Annotated in this window: 16 protein-coding genes; 4 read left to right on the top strand and 12 right to left on the bottom strand. The window is 33.8% G+C overall.

Annotated features, from left to right (window positions below; translation table 11 throughout):
* Window positions 1–55: 55 nt before the first annotated feature.
* Genes SUDEN_RS00080 through SUDEN_RS00065 form a run of 4 tightly spaced genes read right to left on the bottom strand, consistent with a single transcriptional unit; the run spans window position 56 to window position 3,515 of the window.
* Window positions 56–1,135 (bottom strand): phospholipase A, encoded by a 1,080-nt coding sequence (locus SUDEN_RS00080; RefSeq protein WP_011371652.1) that lies wholly within the window; start codon window positions 1,133–1,135, stop codon window positions 56–58.
* A complete protein-coding gene (locus SUDEN_RS00075) occupies window positions 1,132–1,779 on the bottom strand; it encodes a protein-L-isoaspartate(D-aspartate) O-methyltransferase (RefSeq protein ID WP_011371651.1) in 648 nt (215 codons plus the stop codon). Before SUDEN_RS00075 ends, SUDEN_RS00080 begins: the two co-directional genes overlap by 4 nt.
* Window positions 1,763–2,506 (bottom strand): carbon-nitrogen hydrolase family protein, encoded by a 744-nt coding sequence (locus SUDEN_RS00070; RefSeq protein ID WP_011371650.1) that lies wholly within the window; start codon window positions 2,504–2,506, stop codon window positions 1,763–1,765. The genes SUDEN_RS00075 and SUDEN_RS00070 overlap by 17 nt, the downstream gene beginning before the upstream one ends.
* Window positions 2,493–3,515, bottom strand: coding sequence for a ribonucleotide-diphosphate reductase subunit beta (locus SUDEN_RS00065; RefSeq protein WP_011371649.1), 1,023 nt, complete (start codon window positions 3,513–3,515; stop codon window positions 2,493–2,495). Before SUDEN_RS00065 ends, SUDEN_RS00070 begins: the two co-directional genes overlap by 14 nt.
* Before the next feature lie 235 nt (window positions 3,516–3,750).
* On the opposite strand from SUDEN_RS00065, the gene SUDEN_RS00060 reads away from it, so the two are divergent.
* Window positions 3,751–4,602: a bifunctional methionine sulfoxide reductase B/A protein gene (locus SUDEN_RS00060; RefSeq protein ID WP_041672353.1), complete on the top strand. Its 852-nt coding sequence runs from the start codon at window positions 3,751–3,753 to the stop codon at window positions 4,600–4,602.
* A gap of 59 nt (window positions 4,603–4,661) precedes the next feature.
* Here the strand turns inward: SUDEN_RS00060 and SUDEN_RS00055 are convergent, their stop codons facing one another.
* Together SUDEN_RS00055 and SUDEN_RS11360 are read right to left on the bottom strand one after the other, a co-directional pair.
* The gene (locus tag SUDEN_RS00055) at window positions 4,662–6,365 is read right to left on the bottom strand and encodes a ShlB/FhaC/HecB family hemolysin secretion/activation protein (protein WP_011371647.1); all 1,704 of its coding nucleotides are present in this window, start codon (window positions 6,363–6,365) and stop codon (window positions 4,662–4,664) included.
* A gap of 11 nt (window positions 6,366–6,376) precedes the next feature.
* Window positions 6,377–9,886 carry a filamentous hemagglutinin N-terminal domain-containing protein gene (locus SUDEN_RS11360; RefSeq protein WP_011371646.1) on the bottom strand — a complete coding sequence of 1,170 codons (3,510 nt, stop codon included), beginning with the start codon at window positions 9,884–9,886 and terminating at the stop codon, window positions 6,377–6,379.
* 192 nt (window positions 9,887–10,078) lie between these two features.
* Here SUDEN_RS11360 and SUDEN_RS00045 point away from each other — a divergent pair, with 192 nt between their 5' ends.
* Both SUDEN_RS00045 and SUDEN_RS00040 read left to right on the top strand, forming a co-directional pair.
* Window positions 10,079–10,753, top strand: coding sequence for a response regulator (locus SUDEN_RS00045; RefSeq protein WP_011371645.1), 675 nt, complete (start codon window positions 10,079–10,081; stop codon window positions 10,751–10,753).
* Complete coding sequence (locus SUDEN_RS00040) at window positions 10,750–12,642, top strand: 7TM diverse intracellular signaling domain-containing protein (RefSeq protein WP_011371644.1); 1,893 nt, start codon at window positions 10,750–10,752, stop codon at window positions 12,640–12,642. The genes SUDEN_RS00045 and SUDEN_RS00040 overlap by 4 nt, the downstream gene beginning before the upstream one ends.
* Before the next feature lie 38 nt (window positions 12,643–12,680).
* Here the strand turns inward: SUDEN_RS00040 and SUDEN_RS00035 are convergent, their stop codons facing one another.
* Both SUDEN_RS00035 and typA read right to left on the bottom strand, forming a co-directional pair.
* Window positions 12,681–14,606: a TonB-dependent receptor gene (locus SUDEN_RS00035; protein WP_011371643.1), complete on the bottom strand. Its 1,926-nt coding sequence runs from the start codon at window positions 14,604–14,606 to the stop codon at window positions 12,681–12,683.
* A gap of 147 nt (window positions 14,607–14,753) precedes the next feature.
* Entirely contained in the window at window positions 14,754–16,556 is a 1,803-nt protein-coding gene (gene typA / locus SUDEN_RS00030; RefSeq protein ID WP_011371642.1) for a translational GTPase TypA, read from the bottom strand.
* A gap of 155 nt (window positions 16,557–16,711) precedes the next feature.
* Between typA and SUDEN_RS00025 the strand changes: the two genes are divergently transcribed.
* A complete protein-coding gene (locus SUDEN_RS00025) occupies window positions 16,712–17,947 on the top strand; it encodes a CCA tRNA nucleotidyltransferase (protein WP_011371641.1) in 1,236 nt (411 codons plus the stop codon).
* Here the strand turns inward: SUDEN_RS00025 and queF are convergent.
* The 4 genes from queF to dnaA all read right to left on the bottom strand — a co-directional run bounded on the left by queF (window position 17,936) and on the right by dnaA (window position 23,339).
* Complete coding sequence (queF, locus tag SUDEN_RS00020; RefSeq protein WP_011371640.1) at window positions 17,936–18,313, bottom strand: preQ(1) synthase; 378 nt, start codon at window positions 18,311–18,313, stop codon at window positions 17,936–17,938. The genes SUDEN_RS00025 and queF overlap by 12 nt on opposite strands.
* Window positions 18,314–18,337: 24 nt before the next feature.
* Window positions 18,338–20,647, bottom strand: a complete 2,310-nt coding sequence (gene gyrB / locus SUDEN_RS00015; RefSeq protein WP_011371639.1) for a DNA topoisomerase (ATP-hydrolyzing) subunit B — start codon at window positions 20,645–20,647, stop codon at window positions 18,338–18,340.
* Window positions 20,648–20,796: 149 nt separating this feature from the next.
* The gene (dnaN, locus tag SUDEN_RS00010) at window positions 20,797–21,864 is read right to left on the bottom strand and encodes a DNA polymerase III subunit beta (protein ID WP_011371638.1); all 1,068 of its coding nucleotides are present in this window, start codon (window positions 21,862–21,864) and stop codon (window positions 20,797–20,799) included.
* A 167-nt stretch (window positions 21,865–22,031) separates the two neighbouring features.
* Window positions 22,032–23,339, bottom strand: coding sequence for a chromosomal replication initiator protein DnaA (dnaA, locus tag SUDEN_RS00005; RefSeq protein ID WP_011371637.1), 1,308 nt, complete (start codon window positions 23,337–23,339; stop codon window positions 22,032–22,034).
* Between the last annotated feature and the right edge of the window lie 14 nt (window positions 23,340–23,353).

Below are 23,353 nucleotides of genomic sequence, written 5' to 3'. Positions count from 1 at the left end.
TTATCCTCACTTATGCTAACTACTATTTTACTATAAAAAGCTTACTAATAAGCCCCTATCTTGAGATACTAAAGCCAATTCCTACTTTTTTAATATGATTATCGTAGTCAATTAAACTCTCACCATAACCATTAAAAAATTTCATATAAAAAAAGAGATCGTCCCTGCTTGATACAGGGTGTGTATAGTTAAATTCTATAGAACCCTTGGAGTTAAAATTATTCATTATTTTCATATCAAATAGATGTTTCTTATATGGAACCGCTATCCTGAAATATCCATGCCCTATGGTATCAATCAACTCTGGATTATAATCTGTTGCATCAGGTAACCTCGCCCAAAGTTTTAACTCGCAGAGTAGTATGTCATATTGAAAAAAGAGACTCGCATTTACATAGTTCCAAGAACGCTCATACTCAGCGCCTCTTCCGTTAGATTGGTGTGCCACTCCAACTCTTATCCCTTTTAAGAATCCTCCATCATCTTGGCTTGATGTAGGAAAAGTTACAAAAAATTCAGGACTATAATTTGACTCTCTAATAAAAGCGGACTCTTTATAAGATTGCCAAAAAGATTTTTGTGTATAAGCCACAGAATATATCTCACGAAGTTTGAAAAAATTTGCAGCAAAGTCATATTTTAAACTTACTTGAAATTCCGTCTCAACTTTACCTGCTTCATGTCCGTTTACCTCATCATAATTATCATCATAACGATAACTAAAAGGTAAAAAATAGTTTGCATTGTGAGCTTTAAAATTATAAAGAGATTGTACAAACTGTCTAAGCGTCTCTTGCGTTTGGTTATTATCAACCCTGTCTAATGTTTTAAATATCTCTTTTTGATGCTTTTGTACATTTCTTAAGGGGCTATGTTTTGCTTGTTCGTAGTAGATATGAGCTGATGCCTTATACCACTCTTGAGCTTTCTCTTCACTCTTTTCGCACCCCTCTCCTTGCTCATACATCTTTGCCAACATGTAAGCTGCATCTGCATCATCTTTAGCCAAGAGGCTAAAAGCTTCAAATGCTTTTTTATATTCATCTCTTGCATAGAGTAAATTTGCTTCATCAAATGTAACTGAAGCTTTCAAAGAGAGTGCTAAGAGAGTTATTACAAGGAGGCGTAAAATCATTTTTGAATTCCATTTAAAATAGGCACAAAATCACAAGCTTCAAGCTCCTCTTTTTGCAAAGAGTTTCCCACTTTTTTAAAACGTGTTATAACTTGTTTTAAACCTACCTGCATAGGAGCTACCAAAATACCTCCATCACATAACTGTTCAAATATTTTTGAGGGAATCTCTTTTGCTGTTGCTGAGAATAGGATTCTGTCATATGGTGCATATTGCGCCCAGCCATTTTGTCCATCATCTAGTTTTGTGTGAATATTGCTAATTCCTAACTTTCTAAACCTCTGTTTTGCCTCAAGTATAAGCGGCTCTATTCTCTCTATAGTAAAAACACCACGAAAGATATGTGATAAAACTGCCGCTTGATAACCGCTTCCACACCCTATTTCTAAAACTCTATCATCTTTTTTCGCTTCAAGATAGTGTGTCATTTTTGCAACTGTCAATGGAGAGCTTATCCACTGCGAGGAGCCCATAGGAAGGGCATCTAATTTGTAAGCATTGTGTTTAAAGCCTGCTGGAACGAACTCTTCTCTGGAAGTATTTGCTATTGCATCTCTAACATTTTGACTTAGAGAGAAAATTTTATGACAATCCTGCGCTAGTTTAGCAGTTTTTGTTGCAGTTATTCTATCCAATGCCAACATCCATGTACCTTCTCATCATCTGAATCTCTTTTTTGTCATACGGCAGTTCAAAATAGGCTCTATGTTCATTTCTCTCATCTCCGCCATGCGGCGTTATAATTCCACTCATTTTTGTACACTCTACATTTAATGAATCACTAGCAACCACATAACACTGATTTATGATGGCAAGTGCTCTAGTTAAAACTTTAAAATGCTCTGTTCTTAAAACACCCCACCATGAAGGAACAACTATAACATCACACCCCTCAAGTTTTTTCCAAAGCTCTTTAAATCTAAGTTCAAAACAGATTAAAATCCCGATTTTTATGCCATCAACTTCAACCATCTCAACCTCATCCACACAACCCTCTGACATGTACTTATGCTCATCACCAAAACGAAAGAGTTTTGCCTTTGCTCTCTTATAAACTATTTTGCCATTAAAAAATATCTTAGCAAAATTAAATACTTCACCATCTTCTCTTTGAAGCATTGTAAGGATAATGATTTTATCATGTGAGGCTTGTTTTAGTGCCTCATCTGCAATATCGCTAAACGCTATCGCCTCTTCATAGTTTTTATAATCAAAACCGCTCAAGCAGACTTCTGGTGCAACTATAAGAGATTTTGGTTTTGCTTGATTTATAAGAGTTAAAAGCGTTTGTAAATTAGAATGATAATCACCCTCTATTGTATCAAAGAGCAGTGAAGAGAGTTTATACTCGCTATTATTAGAAGTCATCATCAAAAGTTAAACTTCCCTTTGAGTAGTTTGCTACAGTTCCCTCAAAGAAATTTGTTTTTTGGTCATTAAATTTTGAAAAATCATCTACCCATTTTATAGGGTTTGTTACGTTATAAAGTTTTGCAAATCCTACTGAAGTGAGTCTATCATCTGCAAGATATTGGATATATTGTTCTATGATGGCGTCTGTTAGACCTAAAATCTGTCCGCCTGTTATATATTTTCCCCATGCAACTTCAAGTGCAACTGCCTCTTTAAACATCTCAATAACTTCTTCTTTTAACTTTTCATTAAATAAATCTGGTCTCTCTTTTCTAAGAGAGTTTATAAGATTTTGAAAAAGAACCAAGTGAGTTACTTCATCTCTTTGAATAAATCTTATCATCTGAGCAGAACCTAACATTTTTCCACTTCTAGCGAGTGTGTAGATGTAAGCAAATCCACTATAAAAATATATACCCTCAAGGATTTGATTTGCAAAACAAGCTTTTACAAAGTTATGCTCAGTAGGGTTTTTTGACAGCTCCTCATAAACTCTAGCTATCGCATCATTTTTGCCCTTTAGCATCATATCACGGCGCCATAATTCATAAATCTCTTTAGAGTTTGTAGAGATAGTATCAACCATTACCGCATAACTTTGAGAATGTAGTGCCTCTTCGTAAGCTTGACGCACTAAAATAAGGTTAATTTCTGGGGATGTAACGTATGGATTTATATTATCCATAATATTATTAGTTTGGAGAGAATCCATAAATATCAGCTGTGCAAGAGCTTTATCGTAAGAGGCTTTTTCTACATCTGTAATCTGTTTGTAATCACTCACATCACGAGTCATATCAACCTCTTTTGGAAACCATGTATTGTTTAACATCATCTCCCAAAGATTATATGCCCACTGATATTTTATATCATTAAGTTCAAATATTCCCGTTGGATTACCGCCAAAAATTCTTCTATCATTTACATTTTCATTTGATTCTGGATTATATATTTTTTTTCTGTTCATATTATCTTCCTAAAAATTTTAGTATAGGATTATATCTTTATGAAGATTTTTATTTGATAAAGAGTTCATCTTTAATTTTACTTTATAATTTATCTTAATAAAAATATCCTATATCTTGCACAAGAGCGCTCTCTTATAATTATCAAAAATATAAAAAGGAGATAGTGTGAAATATATTTTTATTTTCATACTTATATTAACAACCATGAATGCATTAGAACCATTAACAAAAAAAATTGAACAACTTAGTGAAGAAGAGAAGAGAGTTATACTTCACAAGGGAACAGAGAGACCTTTTGTTGGAAAATATACAGATGAAAAATCTCATGGCATCTATACATGTAAACTATGTGAGGCACCATTATTTGATTCAAGCGCAAAATTTGATTCACGCTCAGGATGGCCGAGTTTTGATGATGAGATAAAAGGAGCCATAAAAAGAGTACCAGATGCTGATGGCAGACGTGTAGAGATAGTTTGTGCGAACTGTGGAGCGCATTTGGGACATGTTTTTGAAAGTGAGGGATATACACCAAAAAACACTAGGCACTGCGTAAACTCTATCTCTTTAAATCTTGTAAAAAAGCCCCAAATCAAAGATGAAAATCTCTCTTATGCTTACTTTGCTGGCGGATGTTTTTGGGGTGTTGAGTACTATTTGCAAAAACTTGGCGGAGTAAAAGAGGTAACCTCAGGTTTTATGGGCGGATTTGTAAAAAATCCAAGTTATTATGAAGTTGTGCGCTCAAACACGGGACATCTTGAAGCAGTTGAAGTTATTTATGATGAAAATAAAATATCTTACGAAGAGATAGCTCGGACATTTTTTGAGATTCATGATCCAACCCAAGCAAACGGTCAAGGTCCAGATATAGGAGAGCAGTATCTCTCTGTGGTTTTTGTACAAAACGATAAAGAGAGGGAGATTATAGAAAATCTAATTAGCAAACTTGAATCAAATGGCTACAAAGTTACAACAAAGATAATGAAAAAATCAGATTTTTATCCAGCTGATGAGAGTCATCAAAACTACTATGACAAAAAAGGGAGCAAGCCTTATTGCCATGGATATATTAAGAGATTTTAATCTATTTTTTTACCTCCCCACATGCCAATTACTCAACATGTGGAGTTAGGTATGAGTTACTAAAAACTAACCCCACCCTGAACTAAAACCCTAGTGCTGTACTTAGGTTCACTTGTTACTTCTTCACTACCTATTGCAGTTGCAACTTGAGCTTTAGCAAATAGTGATTTGTATGAAGCGTAGTAACTTACTCCTACATCTTGAAGAGTTCTGTTTTGAAAAGTAGGGTCTTTACTGTCATCTTGCATTGAAGCATATCCAACGTCATAGAATAGTCCAAATTTATGAGAGTAGTTATTTATTGTAGGGAGTGCTCTTGTTAACTCAATACTCCAGAGTAAGGCATTTTCTGCGCTGTGTTCTGAATCTGGAAATAGTTTAACACCGTTACTTCCACCTATGGACATATCTTCACTTCCATCAAGGTTTTTACCGCCTAGAGCTTTTTGAGCTTGTAGGTTAGTTTGAAGTGTTAGCTCTTGTGGCAGTAGCGTTGAAATACCAACATAACCATTTACTTTAGAGTAGTTTCCCTGTGTGTTTGCTCCTGCTGCATCTGCTATTTTTGAGGCAGCGTCAATAAACTTTAAATCTCCATAAGTGTATGAGACTCCTGAGTTTATCTGTGAGTCAAGTCCAAAGAGTTTTTGCTCTTTAGTGTAAGAGAGGGCAAGGTTGATTGACTTAGCATCTTTATCGCTTGTGGTTACTCCTGCTTGTTTATCATTTAAACTCTTTATTGCTAGAGTAGATGAGACTCTTAGAGTCTCTAATCTTGTTCTGATGATTGGATAAGATAGAGTTGCATCAAGTGTGTTTGATGTTCCATAAGCATCAAGAGATTTGTACTCTTGAGCTAAAGAGTAATCTGTTTTAGAGTAACCTACCTCTGCTCTAAGACCATTTGCCATAAGAGGAACACTGTAAGCAATTCTTCCGTTTTTTAAATCTCTCTCACTACTCATAAGCCCACTTAGACTGAGCTTATCTCCTAAACCTGCAAGAGAGTTAAGGTTTACTCCTACCATTAGTCTATTTTCGCCTGTATATCTGCTTCCGTAGTTATCGCCTAAAATATAGCCGTCGTACCAAGGTTTAGTTTCTGTTGTTATAGCAAAGTCACTTGTTCCTACTTCTTGCCTAGGTTTAACATCTGCTGCTGTTACTTTTGCACCGGGGGTGTCATTTATGATAAGCATAGCACGCTCTAGTGTATTTGTGCTTACTATGTTTGCACTCTTTACATCATCAAGCATCGCTTGGACTATCGGTGTTCTTACATGTGAGTTATTCTCTAGTATAAACTTACCGTAGTTTCCCTCTATGATTGCAATCTCTACAACACCATCTTGCATACTCTGAATAGGGATATAAGCACGAGCCACAAAGTAGCCATTGGCACGATACTCTTTAGTGATGATAGAAGCTACCTCTTGAAGCTGTGCAAATGTTAACTCTTTGTCCATGTAAGAGCCAATGAGAGATTGAAGCTTTGATTCTGACATGTGAATAGCACCTGTGATTTTAAAGCTTTTTACAAAGATTGTTTTTCCGCTTTTATCATCTTGCATAACAGGTGCATACTTTTGCACACCACCTACTTCAACCAAAGGAGTTACTTTTTTTGGTAGGTCTTTTGGAGGTTGAACCTCTCTTTGGATATCGCTGCTTGAGGGGATAGAAGCCCCAACGAGAAGTGAGCTTGTTACAAATGATAAAGTCAGTGCTTTAGCTGTTAAATTTGTTATTTTCATTATTTTCATCTCTTTATTCCTTAGTTACTTTTTTTCTTAGGAGTTTTAGTTACATAGAACTGTTGATCTACGCCCTCTGGTAGATGCACTCCACCGTTTATAAGGTCTATGATAGAGTTTTCGCTAAGGGCTACTCTAGTTTCTGTAACTGTAGTGCTAGCTGCGTTATCTGAGCTATTTGCTTGTGGTTGGCTATCTGACATAGTTTGGAGTTGGCTTAGAGTAACAATTTCTGTTGGCGTTCCCTCTATAGTTATAGAAGATAGAGATACTCCCTCTCCTGCGGTAATACCAAGTTTAGTCTCAAGAGTTGCCAACATAGGGCTGCTTGTTATAGTTGTCTTAGGTGCTACAACTGTAGCAGCTACTGATGATGTAAAGTTTGTATTTACCTGCGTGGTTACCTCTTTAGGAAGTTCTACTTTTACTGAGTTTGTGTTTACTATAGTTGTTACCACATCTGCTATCTTTTGAGCTTGAACTGGCGGAGTTACAACTGGAGGAACTACCACAACTGGTGGTGGTGGTGTTGGAGCTGGTGGCGTATAACTTCCACCGCCTCCAGAACCTCCAGAACCTCCAGAACCTCCAGAACCTCCTGAACCTCCTGAACCTCCTGAACCGCCTGACTCTTCTTCACCTGAACCTCCTGAGCCTCCATTCAATAGTTCTCCGCAAGTTCCATCTGAACAAAGTACATAGCTACCGACAGGTGGGTTACTTCCACTCTCATTATTTGTAAACTCATTGGTATCATAATCGTAATGATAATTTCCGTCTATTAATGACAATGCCGTTTGTGTTACAGCATTGCTATTCTTAACATACACATAATAATTACCCTCACCAGTAAATGTAGCCCCTTCATCATTAAAAGTATTAGCTTCGTCGGATGCCCAAGTCACAAAAGCCATGTTCTCTGGACTTCTGGTAATAGTGGCAGTATCTTTAAGAGTAATGGTTTCACCATGAAAAAATGTGCTTGCAACTGGACTTGCAAGATTATAGTTTTGCACAATCACACTACTTTGCGAATTTCCATCATTAATAATCACTTTGTCGAATGCGGACGCTTTTACCCATTTATTTAAATCTGTATCACTAAACCAAATTCCTTGAGCACTTCCCATAGTAGTTTCACCAACAATTGTCGGATACGGAGAATCTCCATTACTTGGATCATAAGAATTATTGGTTAATGTAATAGTTCCACTGCCATTAGATTGAAGTGTTAAAGGGGCATCTCCTACATACTGAAACGGTGTGGCAACTCCTAAAGCAGATTTGTTATACCACATGTTGAGTGGTCCAGTGGTTGAGCCGATTGTTGCACCTCCGTTGGAGCTATCTCCTAAACTTACCCCATAAAAGCTGTAATCATAAATTGAAAAAGAGATGCCCTCTCCTGATGAGAGTTCATCAAATACAGCTCCCCCCTCCAAGCTTATACCTACCGCCTTATTGTTTTGAGTATAATCACTATCAACACCAGTTAGGGTAGGAAATCTTTCATCATTGCTGTTATAGCCATCTTCTGCTTGTAGTTCCACTGCAGTGGATGTTATAGTTGTGTTTTTAATGCGGATGCCCACACTGCCTGAGGATGTCGTACCATTGGCAAATACAGCACCTTCCATCTCAATACGATTCGCTTTTAAAACAGAGCCTCCAGAAATACTTATCGCATCACCATTGGTTGCTACTCCACTAATATCAATATATCCTGCAGATGTATCAATCGTAGAATTATCTATTTTAACCCCAATTCCTCCTAGTGCGCTATTGCCTCCAGTTAGAGAGACAGAGCCTGAATCCTCAACACCTTCTCCTCCAGTATTGATAGTGCTATCTTGTAATAACACCCCTGGATTGGTCGCATCGCCTCTTGTGTAGTATAAATAGTTGGCTCCTTTAAATCCCACTCCGCCACCAAAGGTATTGAAAGTAGAGTTGGTTACTTTGATGTACCCTGTAAATTGGTCACTTGTTATCGAATCTTGCGCAGTCTTACTTTCTTCGATGTGTTGAGGAGAAGTATAATAATAAGCTTCTTCTTCCCCTCCATCCACCTTAAAATTTATTTTTGAAATTTCTGCTTGGTTGGCACGAAAATAAACATTAAGCGGATGATCCGCACTATCTCCGCCAATCGTTACATTATCGGCAATAATATTGCGATTAGCATAAAGATAGAGTCCAACAGAGTAATCTTGCCAATCTCTTCCTGTACTTGAGTTGATGATGGAAACGCCCGATTGGAGTGTGATGTCACCGTTTCCAGATTTCCCATCATTAAAGGTTGTGATATAGACACTTGTTCCTGCGTTGATTGCAAGTTCAATCGTGCTATCGGCAATATATGAAGTAGCATCCGAAAAAGTTAACAAGTTACTTGGGTCAGTTGGGTTCGACACTTCATCTAATGGTGTTGTTGGGTTTTCGTAGGAATCATTCCAAAAATTAATATCATCTTCTCCAACATAGCCCTCATCATCATCCCCTTTGATATCAATAAAAGTAGAATCGTGTTTTTCACCGCCATCATCATGATAAATCACGATATCCACTGGGTCTAACAGCCATTTGTCTGCTTTGACGATAACACTTGGTTTGATATCTAAAACTTTTCCAGATGTTTCGACAAACCCACCCTCAGCTTTGATGGTTCCATCAACCTGTGCCGTTCCACCATGTGCAAAAAGTTCCACATACCCCGTTACACCCTCTAGTGAATTTGCTTCAATTATTCCTGTATTGTTAACAACACCTTTGAGTAGTTCATCTACTGCATTTGTTGTTAAGTAGATTGCTCCGCCATCGGCGATGATTGCACCTTTGTTGATAACCATTGCATCAAGCACACCTTTATCTACTGTGAGGCTTACAAGTGAGTTTCCATTTAGGTTGATGGTTGCTTCATTTGCACCAGTTAGGGTAATTTTCCCTTTATACGCTGTGATAGTTCCAGCATTTCCAACTTTCTCAGCAAGTAATGATGCGTAACCACTATCCGAGATGTTGATAGTTCCCATGTTGATAGCGCTTGCTGTACTCTCGCCTGTAAAGTTATAGTTACCTGCGTTAAAGTCTGCATCTGAGATATTTTTTGTTGTAGCTACAAGTCCTGCTGTGTTTATACTTGCACTTTTGTTAAAAAGCACACCGTTTGAGTTTAGTATCCAAACTTGTCCGTTTGCGTTTAGTGCTCCCTCTATTACACTTCTCTCATTTCCAACTATACGGTTAAGAGCGATAGCATTTACATTTGGCTGAGCAAAATTAACTGTCTCATTTGCACCGATAGAGAAGTTTTGCCAGTTGATGGTGGCTTTTTGGGAGCTTTGGGTTATGTTGGTGGCTGAGCCGCTTTGAGAGATGTTTGCAACACCGCTTGTTACTACTCCGCCTGTCGGCGAAGCTGAAAGTATTGTGATACTTCCTATTAAAGCAGAGACGACTAAGCTAATCTTTCCGCCTTTTAATATCCTAAATCTTGAACTATATTCAAGATTATTCATAAAGCTTTTCATATATTTTCCCCTGTATTAATTTTTCTCAAATAATTCTATCAAATCGAAATCTCACAGCTGTCTCATGCTCAAAAGTTATATAAAAAAATTTAAAATTCTTTTTACAAATAGCTAAGCAAGGAGATATGAGACTGCTATGAGACAATGAAAATGGTATTATGTTAAAAAGAGAAAGATTACAATAGGTTATAAATGGAAATATTAAAAAGTTATAATGCAATCATTGTTGATGACGACAAAAATATTTCTAGTAATATGTTTAAACTTCTAAAACTCTACTTCAAAGAAGTCCACTCTTTTGAAGATGCGGAGTCTGCTTTTGAGTTTATACAAGAAAACAGTGTATCTATCATTATCAGCGATATTGAACTGCCTGGCATGAACGAATTAAAATTTGCAAAAAAGGTAAAAGAGTTTGATGAAAGTATTGAAATACTTATTTTGACCTCGTTTGCAACACTAGAGTATCTCAAAGAAGCAGCCAGTTTGCATCTTATTGACTATCTTGAAAAGCCTATTTCTCTTGATAAATTAGAATCAATTTTACAAATATGCGCTCAAAAATTAAAGAAAAATTTACACTACAATATTTTAATATCTAAGAACATCATAATTAACTTTTATAAAAAAGAGCTCTCCGTCAAAGAGGAAGTTCATAAATTATCACATAGAGAGAGTTCATTACTAGAGATTTTACTACACGACAAAGGTAAAGTAGTGTCAAAAGAATTTTTAATGCAAGAGTTATGGCAAGACACGGAAGGAACAAATGCAGCTCTTAGAAATCTACTCTTGAGACTTAGAAAAAAACTTGGCGATAAAAAGATTATACAAAATCATCAAAACTACGGATACTATATAGAATGAAATTATTATTTATTTTACTGTTTTTACTTACAAATATCTTTGCTGCTACAACGATTAATATAAGTCAAATAAACGATGGTATCAAAACTGCTCCTTTTCAAGAGCTTAGCTTGATTGATACTAAACTACCAAGCATTGATTTAGCATTTAGTAATGAACTGCATTGGATTCAAAGTAAAAAGAGTTTCTTTGGTTGGATAAATAAAATAGCAGTTGTGAAATTTACTCTCTTTAATGACTCCAATGAGACAAGAACTCTCTTCTTGCGACATGCAAGACTGGGCACTGATAATATAGATTTTTGGGTGCTAAAAGAGAAAAAGGTAATAAATCATTGGTTTATGGGAGATAGGCTTCCACTTGCACAAAGACCCATACAAAGTATCAATAGTGCAGTAAAAATCACTATACAGCCAAAAGAAGAACTTCAAATAGTAAGCCAAATCACTACCTCTGGTGTACTAGATACAAATTATGAAATATTTTTTGAAAAAACTTTTTTAACTCAATCTAAATGGCAAGTAGTTTGGTGGAGTATTTTTAGTGGCGTAATGCTGATGCTTGTCCTATACAATATTGTTAACTTTTTTGGATTAAAAGAAAAATCTTTTTTAATACATAGTTTATATGTAATATTTGTTACGATAAATAATCTTGGAATATATGGTTTTTTATACTATCTAAATCTAACAGACGACTATAAATTAGTAGATACTATGCTTTATACGACTATGCCATTGGCACTAATATTTCATATTTTATATCCAATTTTTCTATTTTCATTAAAAGAAAAAACACCAAAACTAACGTATATACTCATCACTATTTCAATCATCTATGGGCTTATAGGATCTTATTTTATATTTGGTTATTGGAACCAAGATATTCTTAAAAATGCAAAATATATATTAGTTTCTGCTACTGCAATATGGATTGTAATCTTTCTTGTTTCAATATACATAATATCTAAAAATTATACAGGTTCATTGTTTTACTTTTTATCTCAGATATTTGTGATTTTTAGGGTTATATACTTAGTCTTAATACTTAACTCAGATTCGATTAGTATGGGACTTCAAGCTGCAATGCTTTCCTCCTTTTTTGTAATTATGGAGGCTTTGTTTATTACAATTGGTATGAGTTATCGAATCAATAAAGAGCTAAAAGAAAAAGAGTTTCACCAAAATATTGCCAAACTCTACGAACGATATATCTACATGGGAAGTTACACTTCAAATATTATCCATCAATGGAAAAGTCCACTTAACCATTTAGGCACTCTAGTAACTCTTCTAAAAGCATATAATGATAAAAATATAGAGATAAATAAAGAGGAGTATCAAAGCCAATTAAAAGAGCTCGAAACTATAACTGAGAATCTAACAAAAATATCCGCTGAAGTTTATGGATATTTAAGCAACACAAGTAGTACAGAACCTCTCAATATCAAAGAATTAATCACAAATGTGTTTCGTTATTTTGAAAAAGATATTCAGCATGTTGAGATACAAAACATTGATCGTGATGTTTATATCACAGCAAACAGAGCAACACTTAGTCAAATTTTACTTGTCTTAATCTCAAATAGCCTAAATATTTTTAAACAAAGAGATATTAAAAATCCAAAAATAGAATTTTTCATTACAAAAGAAGTTGATGGCAGTTACAAATTTTATGTAAAAGATAATGGCGGTGGCGTAGATAAAAAGATTTCTCATAAAATATTTTGTCCATATATTACTACCACTAACGGACTAGGAAGTGGTTTGTTTGTAGCTAAAAAGCTCGTAACAGATAAATTAAGCGGTAATCTTATACTTCAAAATGATAAAAATGAACTTGGAGGGGCCACTTTTGTAATATGTGCTAAAGACTCTTACTCACTTTAAAACCTAAAACTCTTGGATTGCCAAAGTGATAATAATTATTAGATGGTGTGAAAAATCATAAAATCTACATACCTTTTGTCAAATATATTATCTACATAAACTAGCGCGCTCCAGCCATCTTTTTTGTAACCAATTCCAATATTAGCCGTAGCGTATCCGCTCTCTTTTGCAGAATTTGAGGCATTGTAATAACGCTCCCCCATATATTTTACATCGGATTGTATATGGTAGTTTTGAGTAAACATATATTTTGCACCGATGCTTGTTGTTATATTTGGGACATCAATTATATTGTTTCTCTCGTATTGAGGCGAATCTTTGGATTCTGATATTTCTGTTTTTATAACTCCACATGTCATAAATATATTTAAGTTATCTGCTTTGTAGTTTACTTCTATTTCTGCACCATAGCTGTACGCTTTTTCTGCGCTTAATGTTATGGTTGCTAAATTATTATCGAATGTATTGATTCTAAGATTATCAATGAGATTATAAAAAAGTGCACTGCTAAATGTTGTGGAACTGTTTAGCACTCTTTTATGTCCAAGTTCTAAAGAGTTTGTAGTCTCAGGTTTAAACGGAGTGAGGGCATCTGAAGTTCTGTAGTTGTACCCTCCGGGACGATACCCTTTTGCGTAAGTAAGATAGGTATGCGAATCATCCTCTGCGTAATAGGAGAATGATAGTGTTGGCAAAACATGAGTCCATGTTGTTTCTCCTTCTACGCTTGTAGAAGCCGCTGCAAAGTTGTTCATAGTGCGAGAAAAAGAGCGTTTTGTTGTTTGATAACGAAGACCAGCCATTACAGAATATTTTTCATCTATATAATATCTATACTGAGAAAAAAGAGCTATATTTTCATCTGGATTTTCTAAAGAATTTTTACTTAAAACAGGTACTGGATAAAGAGTTAAAAATGTTTGGTTCTCTTTATAATCAAACTTTAGCTTGTCGCTATAAAACAAGCCAATGAGAAAGTCACTGTTTTCAAAATTTTGTTTCAATCTAAACTCTTGCGTAATCTCTTCTATCTCTATGTCAAAATCCATATCTAATCCACCACGAATGGCAACATAATTATATTTAGTACTTGAGTTTTTTGCATAAGTTGTAGCTGATGTAAAAGTATAATCACTCTCTTTATATTTGAGTATAAGTGAGAGCATGTCTGTGTCCATCTTTACGTAATCATTTGTAGGTTCATTATCTATGGAAAACGGGTTACTTTTTGTATTTATTTTAAATGCTGAACCGCCATCATCGCTTTGACTTTTTGTGTAATTTAAAGAGACATCAAGAGGAGTGCTTGGGTTGTAGCGAAGTTTGGCGGAGAGTGATTTAAAATCTTTATCATCAAAGTTGCTATGAGTTAGTTCGTTTGTAGAAAAACCATCACTGCTCTCTTTTGTAAGTGAGAGTGAATATGTTATATCTTCATTTGACATAGGGGCTGACACAAACCCGTAAAACTTTTGCGTATCATAAGATCCATAATCGATTGAGGCTCTGCTTTGAAATGTTTTGGTGGGAGCTTTTGTGTAGATATTTATAACACCAGACTCAGCTCCTTTACCAAAGAGTGTTCCTTGAGCACCTTTTAAAACTTCAATATTTTCGACATTATTCATATCAACCATACCAAAACCATAACTAAATGGCACAGGGGTACCATCAATGTACATAGCAACATTACTCTCGTAAGTTACATAGTTGCTAATACCACGCATGGTAATTGTTTTATCAGTTCTGTTACCAACGCCAGATATATTTGTATTTGATATGAGTGATGAGAGCTCTTTAATCTCTTTTATATTTGACATCTCAAGTTTGTTTTTATCCAAGGTGTTGATACTATTTGAGCTATCCTTGAGAGTATCACCTAATTTTGAAGACTCTATTGCTATCGAAGGTAATTCTATTGCGTTGAGTATAGATAATGAGAGCAGTAAGATATAAATTTTCATATTTGCAACTTTTATAACATAATATTATAATTATTTATAAAGTAATCTTATTTTAGGAGATGATTCTGAATTTGAATTGGAGTATAACTTTAACGACATTAAAATTAAAGGAGCTTTTACATGTAACTACATGTAAAAGTCTAAAATCTATTTGCGGCTATATCTTTTTCTCTCGTTTTCACTTAAGTATTTTTTACGAATACGGATGCTCTTTGGAGTAATCTCTAAAAGTTCATCATCTTCAATCCACTCTAGTGCACGTTCTAGTGACATGTCACGGAATGGAATTAGTTTAATCGCTTCATCAGCCCCGCTTGAACGTACGTTTGATTGCGCCTTACCTTTAATCGGATTAACAACTAAATCGTTTGAACGTGAATGTTCACCAACAATCATACCTTCGTAAACTTTAGTTTGTGGTCCAATGAAAAGAACACCACGGTCTTGGATATTAAATAGTGAATATGCTAAAGTCTCACCATTCTCCATAGAGATAAGTGCTCCATAAGTTCTTGACTCAACACTGCCACTGTATGGACGGAACTCTAAGAAAGAGTGGTTCATAATACCTTCGCCTTTAGTATCTGTTAGGAATTGTCCGCGAAAACCAATGAGTGCACGAGCAGGAATCTCAAACTCAATTCTTTGGAAACCTTGTCCCATAGGAATCATAGATTTCATCTCAGCTTTTCTCTTTCCAAGTTTCTCAATTACTGCACCACTGAATTCTTCAGGAACATCTATTACAAGGTGCTCAAATGGTTCGCATTTAATGCCTTCAATCTCTTTTACGATAACCTCTGGACGACTTACACCAAACTCGAAGTTTTCACGGCGCATATTCTCTGCAAGAATTGTGATTTGAAGTTCACCACGTCCTGAAACTTTAAATTTACCCTCACCAACAACTTCAAGTTTCATAGCAACGTTTGTTGTCATCTCAGCTTCAAGTCTATCTTTGAGTTTATTTGAAGTAACGTGTTTTCCTTCTTGACCTGCAAGAGGAGAGTCATTTACAGAAAATACAACGGTAAGTGTAGGCTCTTCGATATGCATAGGATCAAGAGGCATAGGATTTTTAGAATCACAAATAGTATCTCCAACATCTACAGTCTCTAAACCTGCAAATGCAACGATATCACCAGCTTCAGCCTCTTGAATTTCCATACGGTTGAGTCCATGAAAACCAATAAGTTTAGAAATTTTTCCTTTTACCATCTCACCATCCGCTTTTGCAAGCATGATGTTGTCACCTTTTCTAATAACACCATTGAATATACGAGAAATTCCGATTTTACCAACATAGTTATCATAATCAAGCGTAAATACCTGTGCTTGAGTAGAATTTTCTTTGTCACCCACTGGCTCAGGAATCTGGCTAAGAATTGTCTCAAAAATACACTCAAAGTTTCCATCAGGATGAGACATATCAAGCTTTGCAATACCATCACGTGCAGCAGCATAAATAATCGGGAAATCTAATTGGTCTTCAGTTGCATCCATAGCAGCAAAAAGGTCAAACATCTCATCTACAACTCTCTCTGGATCTGCTGATGGTTTATCTATTTTATTGATTACAACAATTGGTTTTTTTCCAAGTGCAAGCATTTTTTTAACAACAAACTTAGTTTGAGGCATAACACCCTCATAAGCGTCAACAAGTACTAAAACACCATCAACCATTTTTAAAACACGTTCAACTTCTCCACCAAAGTCTGCGTGGCCTGGAGTATCGATTATATTTATTTTGTAATCTTTATAACGAATTGCTGTATTTTTTGAGAGAATTGTGATACCACGCTCTTTTTCTAGTGCATTAGAATCCATTGCTCTTTCATCATGTTGTTCATGTGCACCGTATGTTCCTGATTGCTCTAGTAATCCATCTACAAGTGTAGTTTTACCATGGTCAACGTGAGCGATAACTGCTATATTTCTGATTTTTTGCACGAGGCGTCCTTCTTTGGCATAGTTAAAATAACATAAAACCAAGATTAAAAATTTTTGCGATTGTATCCAAAAAAAAATTATATCTTCGTAAAATTAGTGATATACTTGTTAATAAATTTATAAATTTTATTAAAATACTCATATTTGGAAACTTTATGCTTATCTATCCAATTGCTTTAGATGCGATATTTAATAAGCTAATAATGCATAATATTACGCCTATAATTGTTGGTGGATTTATTAGAGATTCATTGCTTTTTCTTGAATCAAAAGATATAGATATAGAAGTTTATGGGGTAAGTTCATTTGAAATTTTAGAAGAGATTTTAGAAGAATTTGGCAAAATCAACATTGTTGGAAAAAGTTTTGGTGTTTGCAAGCTTATGTTTGTTGGTTATGATTTAGATTTTTCACTTCCAAGAATGGATAATAAAATATCCTCAGGGCATCGTGGATTTAATGTAAAAACTTACTATAAATTAGATTTTAAAACAGCTACCTCTAGAAGAGATTTTACAATTAACTCTATAGGATATGATGTAGTTTCAAAAAAACTTTTAGATCCTTTTTATGGTATTGATGACTTAAAAAACAAAATACTCAGAGCGGTTAATTTAGAGAGTTTTGCGCAAGACCCATTAAGAGTCTTAAGAGCTGCTCAGTTTTGCGCAAGATTTAATTTAAGTATAGAGTATAACTTAGCTATAACATGTAAAGAGATGGTCTCACACGCTTTGTTAGCTCAGTTGCCAAAGGAGAGAGTTTTTGAAGAGTTTAAAAAACTTCTTTTAAAGTCACAAAAACCATCTATTGGTTTTACACTTCTACGTGAATTTGGACTTGAAATATATAGCAATAACCTATATGTAATAGATGAAATAGCAAAACAGCTAACAACTTCTTCTAAAAGAAATTTAGTTTTGATGTTAGCAGGACTATATTATAAAGCCGCTAAAGATGGGCTTGAACTCATTTTAAATCGTTTAACAGATGAAAAAGAGTTATGCAGAGATGTTATAAAATTAGTAGAAGTATATAATTATATCTCTTTAGTTAGTTTAGATATGATTGATGAATATTTTATATACAAACTTGCAACTATGATAAATATAGAAGAACTCTTAATCTTAAGTAGCTCTATTTATTATGCAAATAATCCTCAAACTATCTATAAAAGTGGTGAATTAATTTTAAAAAAAGCTAAAAAATTGGGTGTATTTACTAACAAACTCACTCCTATTTTACAAGGGCGAGATTTAATAAAAAATGGAGTAAAACCATCTATAGAGTTTAGTAAAATTTTAAATGATGCTTACGAAGAACAGCTTCATGGCAAATTTAAAACTTATGATGAAGCTATAGTTTGGTTAAAGAGATATTTAAAGCTTTGAGCTATCTATCTCAATAACAGTATGAACATTTCCTCTTGGGTTATAATCAGCTACTATTTTCATATATTTTGGTTTTAATTTTCTCTCCAAAACAGTATAAATCTCATTTGCACTATTTTCATGTGAAATATGTCTATCTCTAAATGAATTTATATAAAGTTTTATTGCTTTAAGTTCAACAACCCGCTCATTTGGCGTATATTCCAAATATATTGTTGCATAATCAGGATACCCGCTTCTAGGGCAAAGGCACGAAAACTCAGGAAGAGTCATCTTTATAAGATAATCTCTTTTATGCTCATTAGGCCAAATTTCTAAATCTTTTTCTACGTCAAATTCACTAACTATTTTCTCACCGTATTTCATAATTAACTCCTAAATCTTTTGACGTTATACATCTAAATGCTTAACATCTTTAGCATGTGTCTCTATATAGTTACGACGAGGTTCAACTTCATCACCCATAAATAGTGTAAACGTATCACTTGCAAGTTCCGCATCATCAATCGTAACTTGCAGCAAAACACGATTCTCAGGAGTCATTGTTGTCTCCCAAAGCTGATCTGGATTCATCTCTCCTAAACCTTTATAACGTTGAATATATGAGCCTTTTTTTGCATATTCAATAATATTGTCTAAAACTACTAAAATATCTTCATTAAAGTCTAAATTCCACTCTTTAATTTTTCTATATACAAAGCTAGCCTCTGCAAAATGAGGCGCTCCAAATAGGTCATCATTTATTAGTAACTCCTCCATTCCGCCTTTTGTTTGAACAAAAATATGAATAGAATCTTGTGAAACAGTTTTAGTTAAAATATTGTTTCCACCAAGTGCTAAAAATTCCTCTATTTTTTTGTACATGTTATCAATATCAAGACCAATTAAATCAGGGTTTTCTATAAAATGACGAATAAGTTCTACTAAAGCATATCTCTTTTTTAATGCTTCAAGAGAACCTCTGTAGTGATCAACCATCTTAAAGTATGAGAGTAAATCATTATGTCCAACGCTTTGACCCTCTAATGACTCTATTCCATTTTCTATCAAAAAGTCATTCATTGCACGATCATCTTTAAAATAAATCTCTTTTTTACCTTTTTTATAACGGTAAAGTGGTGGTTGAGCAAGATATAGATACCCATTTTCTATAACACTTCTAAAATGACGAAAGAAAAATGTAAGTAGTAGAGTCTGAATATGACTACCATCAACATCAGCATCGGTCATAATTATAAGTTTATGATAACGAAGTTTATCTTCGTTATACTCCTCACCGATTCCACAGCCCATTGCTGTGATCATATTAGTAATCTCTTCAGATTTTAAAATTTTGTCAAGTCTAGCTTTTTCAACATTTAAAATCTTACCTTTAAGTGGTAAAATCGCTTGAAAAACTCTATCTCTTCCCATTTTTGCAGAACCGCCTGCTGAATCCCCTTCCACCAGATATAACTCACATATAGAAGCATCTTTGCTTTGACAATCTGCTAGTTTTCCAGGAAGCGTTCCAACACTCATAGAGTCTTTTCTACGAGTTAGCTCTCTTGCTTTTTTCGCAGCTTCACGACCGCGCGCTGCCATTAAAGATTTTGCAACTATTGCTTTTGCTTCAATAGGATTTTCTTCAAAATATTTACTCAAAAGTTCATAAGTAGCTTTTTGTACTAGCGGTCTAACATAAGTATTTCCAAGTTTTCCTTTTGTCTGTCCTTCAAACTGAGGTTCAGGAACACGAACTGATACAACAGCAATCAAACCTTCACTTGTGTCTTCTCCGCTAATTTTTACATCTTTCTCTTTTGCTGCACCATTTTGAGTATTATAATTTGAAATAACACGAGTAAGACCTGCTCTAAAACCTGCCTCATGTGTTCCTCCATTTGGTGTGCGAATGTTATTTACAAAAGAGTAAACTTTTTCATCATAAGTATCGTTATACATAAGTGAAATATCAAACTCTATATCTTCTATTTTCGAACTAAAAACAAAAACTTTTGCAACCTCTTGCTTTTTATTTAAATCAGTTACATATTGAGCAATACCACCTTCAAAGTGGTACTCTTCTTTTACATTTGTTCTCTCATCTTTAAAAATAATTGTTATAAATGGATTTAGATAAGCTAACTCTTTAAATCTTCTTGCTAAGTACTCATATTCAAAAATTACAGTCTCTGTAAATATGCTAGGATCTGGTGAAAACTCTATAGTTGTTCCAGTTTTTTTAGTTGTTCCAATTACATTTAAAGCTTCTTGAGGAATACCTTTTTTGAAATTTTGTTCATGTATTTCACCATTTCTTTGAATAGTCATTTTCAAATCAGAGGATAAGGCATTTACAACAGATACACCAACACCATGAAGACCACCAGAGACTTTATAGGTATCTTTATCAAATTTTCCACCAGCATGTAGTACTGTTAAAACAACAGTAGCAGCGCTCATACCTTCGCCCTCATGCATATCTGTAGGAATACCACGACCATTATCTGAGACTCTACATGTACCCTCTTTTGTCAAAGTAACGTTTATGGTATTACAATATCCTGCCATTGCTTCATCAATTGAGTTGTCGATAACTTCATAAACTAGATGATGTAAACCTCTATGACCTGTATCACCGATATACATGCCAGGTCTTTTACGAACTGCTTCTAATCCCTTTAGGACTTTAATATTACTAGCGCCGTAATTTTCCATTCAATACTCCATTATAACTTTATTACATAATTGGAGATATTTTATCTAATATATTCTAAAAAGAAGTTTTATATCTGAGAGATGTTCTATTTTAAGGGGTTTTTATCACTTCCTAATAAATTTATTTAAGAAGGACAAAATATAAAAAATTAGATAACTATTGGCATAACAACCGTTTTAAAATTACCATCATTCAATACAAAAGGAAGATTACTATCATTTAATCCAATATTAAACTCAGAACTGTTGATTGTATTTAAAAAGTCTAAGAGATATCTGCTATTTACAGCAATAGTAAATGGTGTCGTAAATCCTGTAATAGAATTTATCTCTGTTTTTGCTTCTATATTGTCATCACTAAGAGATTCAAATATTACTGTATCATTTAAAAAAGTTATTTTTACATCTGTAGATATTGTAGTAATTTGCTTTATTGCTTCTATCATTTTAGCTTTTTGTAAAATTAGAGTATTTTTTATCTCTTTTGGAATTATTCTTGAGTATTCAGGAAATTTGCCATTTATTAGTTTTGTAAAAAATGTGTACTCTTTAGAGTGAATTATTAAATAATTTTCATCATAATATAATTCTATATTATCAAAAAATAGTTTTTGAATTTCAACAATTGCTTTTTTTGGTACTATGATTGATAACTCTGAGCTACTTTGATTCTCTATATTTACAACTGCTAATCTTCTTGTGTCAGTTGAAGCAAAATTAATATTATTTTGTTTTATATCAATAAGAGCACCGTTTAATTCAAATTTTGGATTATTAATATCTATAGAGGGTGTTATTTTTTTAAGTGAATCTATTAATGAATGAGAGTCAATTAAAATTCGTGATTTACCTTCGCTCATTGGAAATACAGGAAATTCATTATATGAAAAAGTTGGAAGTTTAAATTTTGAGTGTGATTGAGAAATATATAAAATATCACTTTTAACTTCTAAATTTATCTCACCATCTTTTAAAATTCTAACAATGTCAAGCAATTTTTTACCATTAGCAGTAACATTTCCATCTTGAGAGATATTTAATTTGTCTGTAGAAACAATCAGTCCAATTTCATAATCAGTAGCTTTTAGTGTTAGCTTATTGTTTGAAGCATCTATAAATACATGTGATGTAATTTGAGATGTATCTTTTTTTTCTAAGAATGGTTGTGAATGAATTAAAATATTTTCAATGATAGATTTTTGTATCGTTATCTTCATCTAATTTCCTATTTATTATATAAATTTTATAGTATTAGTAGTAGGAGGGAGTGATTATGTGAATATCATCACTCTACCCCCATTTTCAGAGTCTTTTAGATGTGATGAGACAACACAATTTCATTCACACCTACTCACTTAAGTAATTATATCTTTTTTTTTATTTTTTAAGAAGATGATGTAATTTTATTGGTGAGTTCTTCTATTTTTACCTTAAAATCTTCATCATTTTGCATTAATTCACCTATTTTTTTGAGTGTATGACTTATTGCTGTGTGATCTTGCATACCAAAGTATTGTGCAAGTTGTGGCATAGTGTTTTGAGTTAATTCACGACATAGATATATAGCAATTCTTCTTGCGTAAACTAAATTTTTGCTTCTACCTTTTGAGCGTATTTCACTTGGTTTGATGTTTAAATCTTTTGCAACATTTTGAGTAATAATGTCAAGAGTCAGATTTGCACGATTCTCTTGAAGTTGATCTTTTAGTACATTTTTCGTAAATTGTAAATCTATATCTACATGCATAAGTTGTGAATATGCATGTAATTTTGATAAAATACCCTCTATTTCACGTACATTACTCTCTATAACTGTTGCTATGTAGTGGATTATATCTTTAGTTAAAATAACTTTATTTATCTTACACTTATTTTCTATAATAGCTATTTTTGTCTCTAATTCTGGTGGTTGTATATCTGCAACAAGTCCATGTTCAAACCTGCTTTGGAGCCTTTTTTCAAGTCCTGCTATCTTTTTTGGATGCTTGTCTGCTGTTAAAATAATCTGTTTTCCAACACCCTTTAATGCTTCGAACGTATGAAAAAATTCCTCTTGAATCCCCTCTTTGTTGCTTAAAAATTGAATATCATCTATAAGAAGAACGTCACATTTGCGATATTTTTCTTGGAATCTCTCCATTGTTTTATTTCTTACATGGCGTATAAAATCATTTAAAAATTGCTCTACTGTTGTATATATAACAACTTTACCCTGATTTTGAAAAACATTTCCAGCTGCTTGCATAAGGTGAGTTTTTCCAAGTCCGACTCCACCATGTATAAAAAGAGGATTGTAAAGAACACCTGCTTTTTCACTAACACTCTTTACTGCAGCATAAGCAAATTGATTAGAGCCTCCAACCATAAAATTTTCAAAAGTGTGTGATGGATTTAGTAGTGAATGTTGCTGTTTTTGTACACTTTTTTGTTCAGCTTTTTTAGATTCTACTTGATTTTTTAGTAAAATACTTACATCTACTTTTATAGAATTTTGTATCTCAAAGAGATGTTTTATCTTTGAACTGTATCTGTTTTTAATCCAGCTTAAAACTAGAGAGTTTGGAACATAAAAAATAGCGTTATCAGCCGTTGATTTTTTTGTATCATAAGTTAGATGTTTTATATATCTATTATATTCTATCTCAGGAATTTCCTCTTTTAATAGAAGTAAAATTTTCTCTCCGATATTCACATAGTGCCTTTTAT

It is taken from the genome of Sulfurimonas denitrificans DSM 1251 (assembly GCF_000012965.1).
Lineage (GTDB): Bacteria > Campylobacterota > Campylobacteria > Campylobacterales > Sulfurimonadaceae > Sulfurimonas > Sulfurimonas denitrificans.
This window is presented reverse-complemented; position numbering and strand designations above follow the sequence as displayed.

Bases quoted from the DNA above. Each gene is read 5' to 3' on its own strand.
- SUDEN_RS00035 (WP_011371643.1), bottom strand. From the start codon at position 14,606: ATGAAAATTTATATCTTACTGCTCTCATTATCTATACTCAACGCAATA.
- queF (WP_011371640.1), bottom strand. From the start codon at position 18,313: ATGAAATACGGTGAGAAAATAGTTAGTGAATTTGACGTAGAAAAAGAT.
- dnaN (WP_011371638.1), bottom strand. From the start codon at position 21,864: ATGAAGATAACGATACAAAAATCTATCATTGAAAATATTTTAATTCAT.
- SUDEN_RS00080 (WP_011371652.1), bottom strand. From the start codon at position 1,135: ATGATTTTACGCCTCCTTGTAATAACTCTCTTAGCACTCTCTTTGAAA.
- SUDEN_RS00075 (WP_011371651.1), bottom strand. From the start codon at position 1,779: ATGTTGGCATTGGATAGAATAACTGCAACAAAAACTGCTAAACTAGCG.
- SUDEN_RS11360 (WP_011371646.1), bottom strand. From the start codon at position 9,886: ATGAAAAGCTTTATGAATAATCTTGAATATAGTTCAAGATTTAGGATA.
- SUDEN_RS00025 (WP_011371641.1), top strand. From the start codon at position 16,712: ATGCTTATCTATCCAATTGCTTTAGATGCGATATTTAATAAGCTAATA.
- gyrB (WP_011371639.1), bottom strand. From the start codon at position 20,647: ATGGAAAATTACGGCGCTAGTAATATTAAAGTCCTAAAGGGATTAGAA.
- SUDEN_RS00040 (WP_011371644.1), top strand. From the start codon at position 10,750: ATGAAATTATTATTTATTTTACTGTTTTTACTTACAAATATCTTTGCT.
- SUDEN_RS00065 (WP_011371649.1), bottom strand. From the start codon at position 3,515: ATGAACAGAAAAAAAATATATAATCCAGAATCAAATGAAAATGTAAAT.
- SUDEN_RS00070 (WP_011371650.1), bottom strand. From the start codon at position 2,506: ATGATGACTTCTAATAATAGCGAGTATAAACTCTCTTCACTGCTCTTT.
- SUDEN_RS00045 (WP_011371645.1), top strand. From the start codon at position 10,079: ATGGAAATATTAAAAAGTTATAATGCAATCATTGTTGATGACGACAAA.
- SUDEN_RS00055 (WP_011371647.1), bottom strand. From the start codon at position 6,365: ATGAAAATAATGAAAATAACAAATTTAACAGCTAAAGCACTGACTTTA.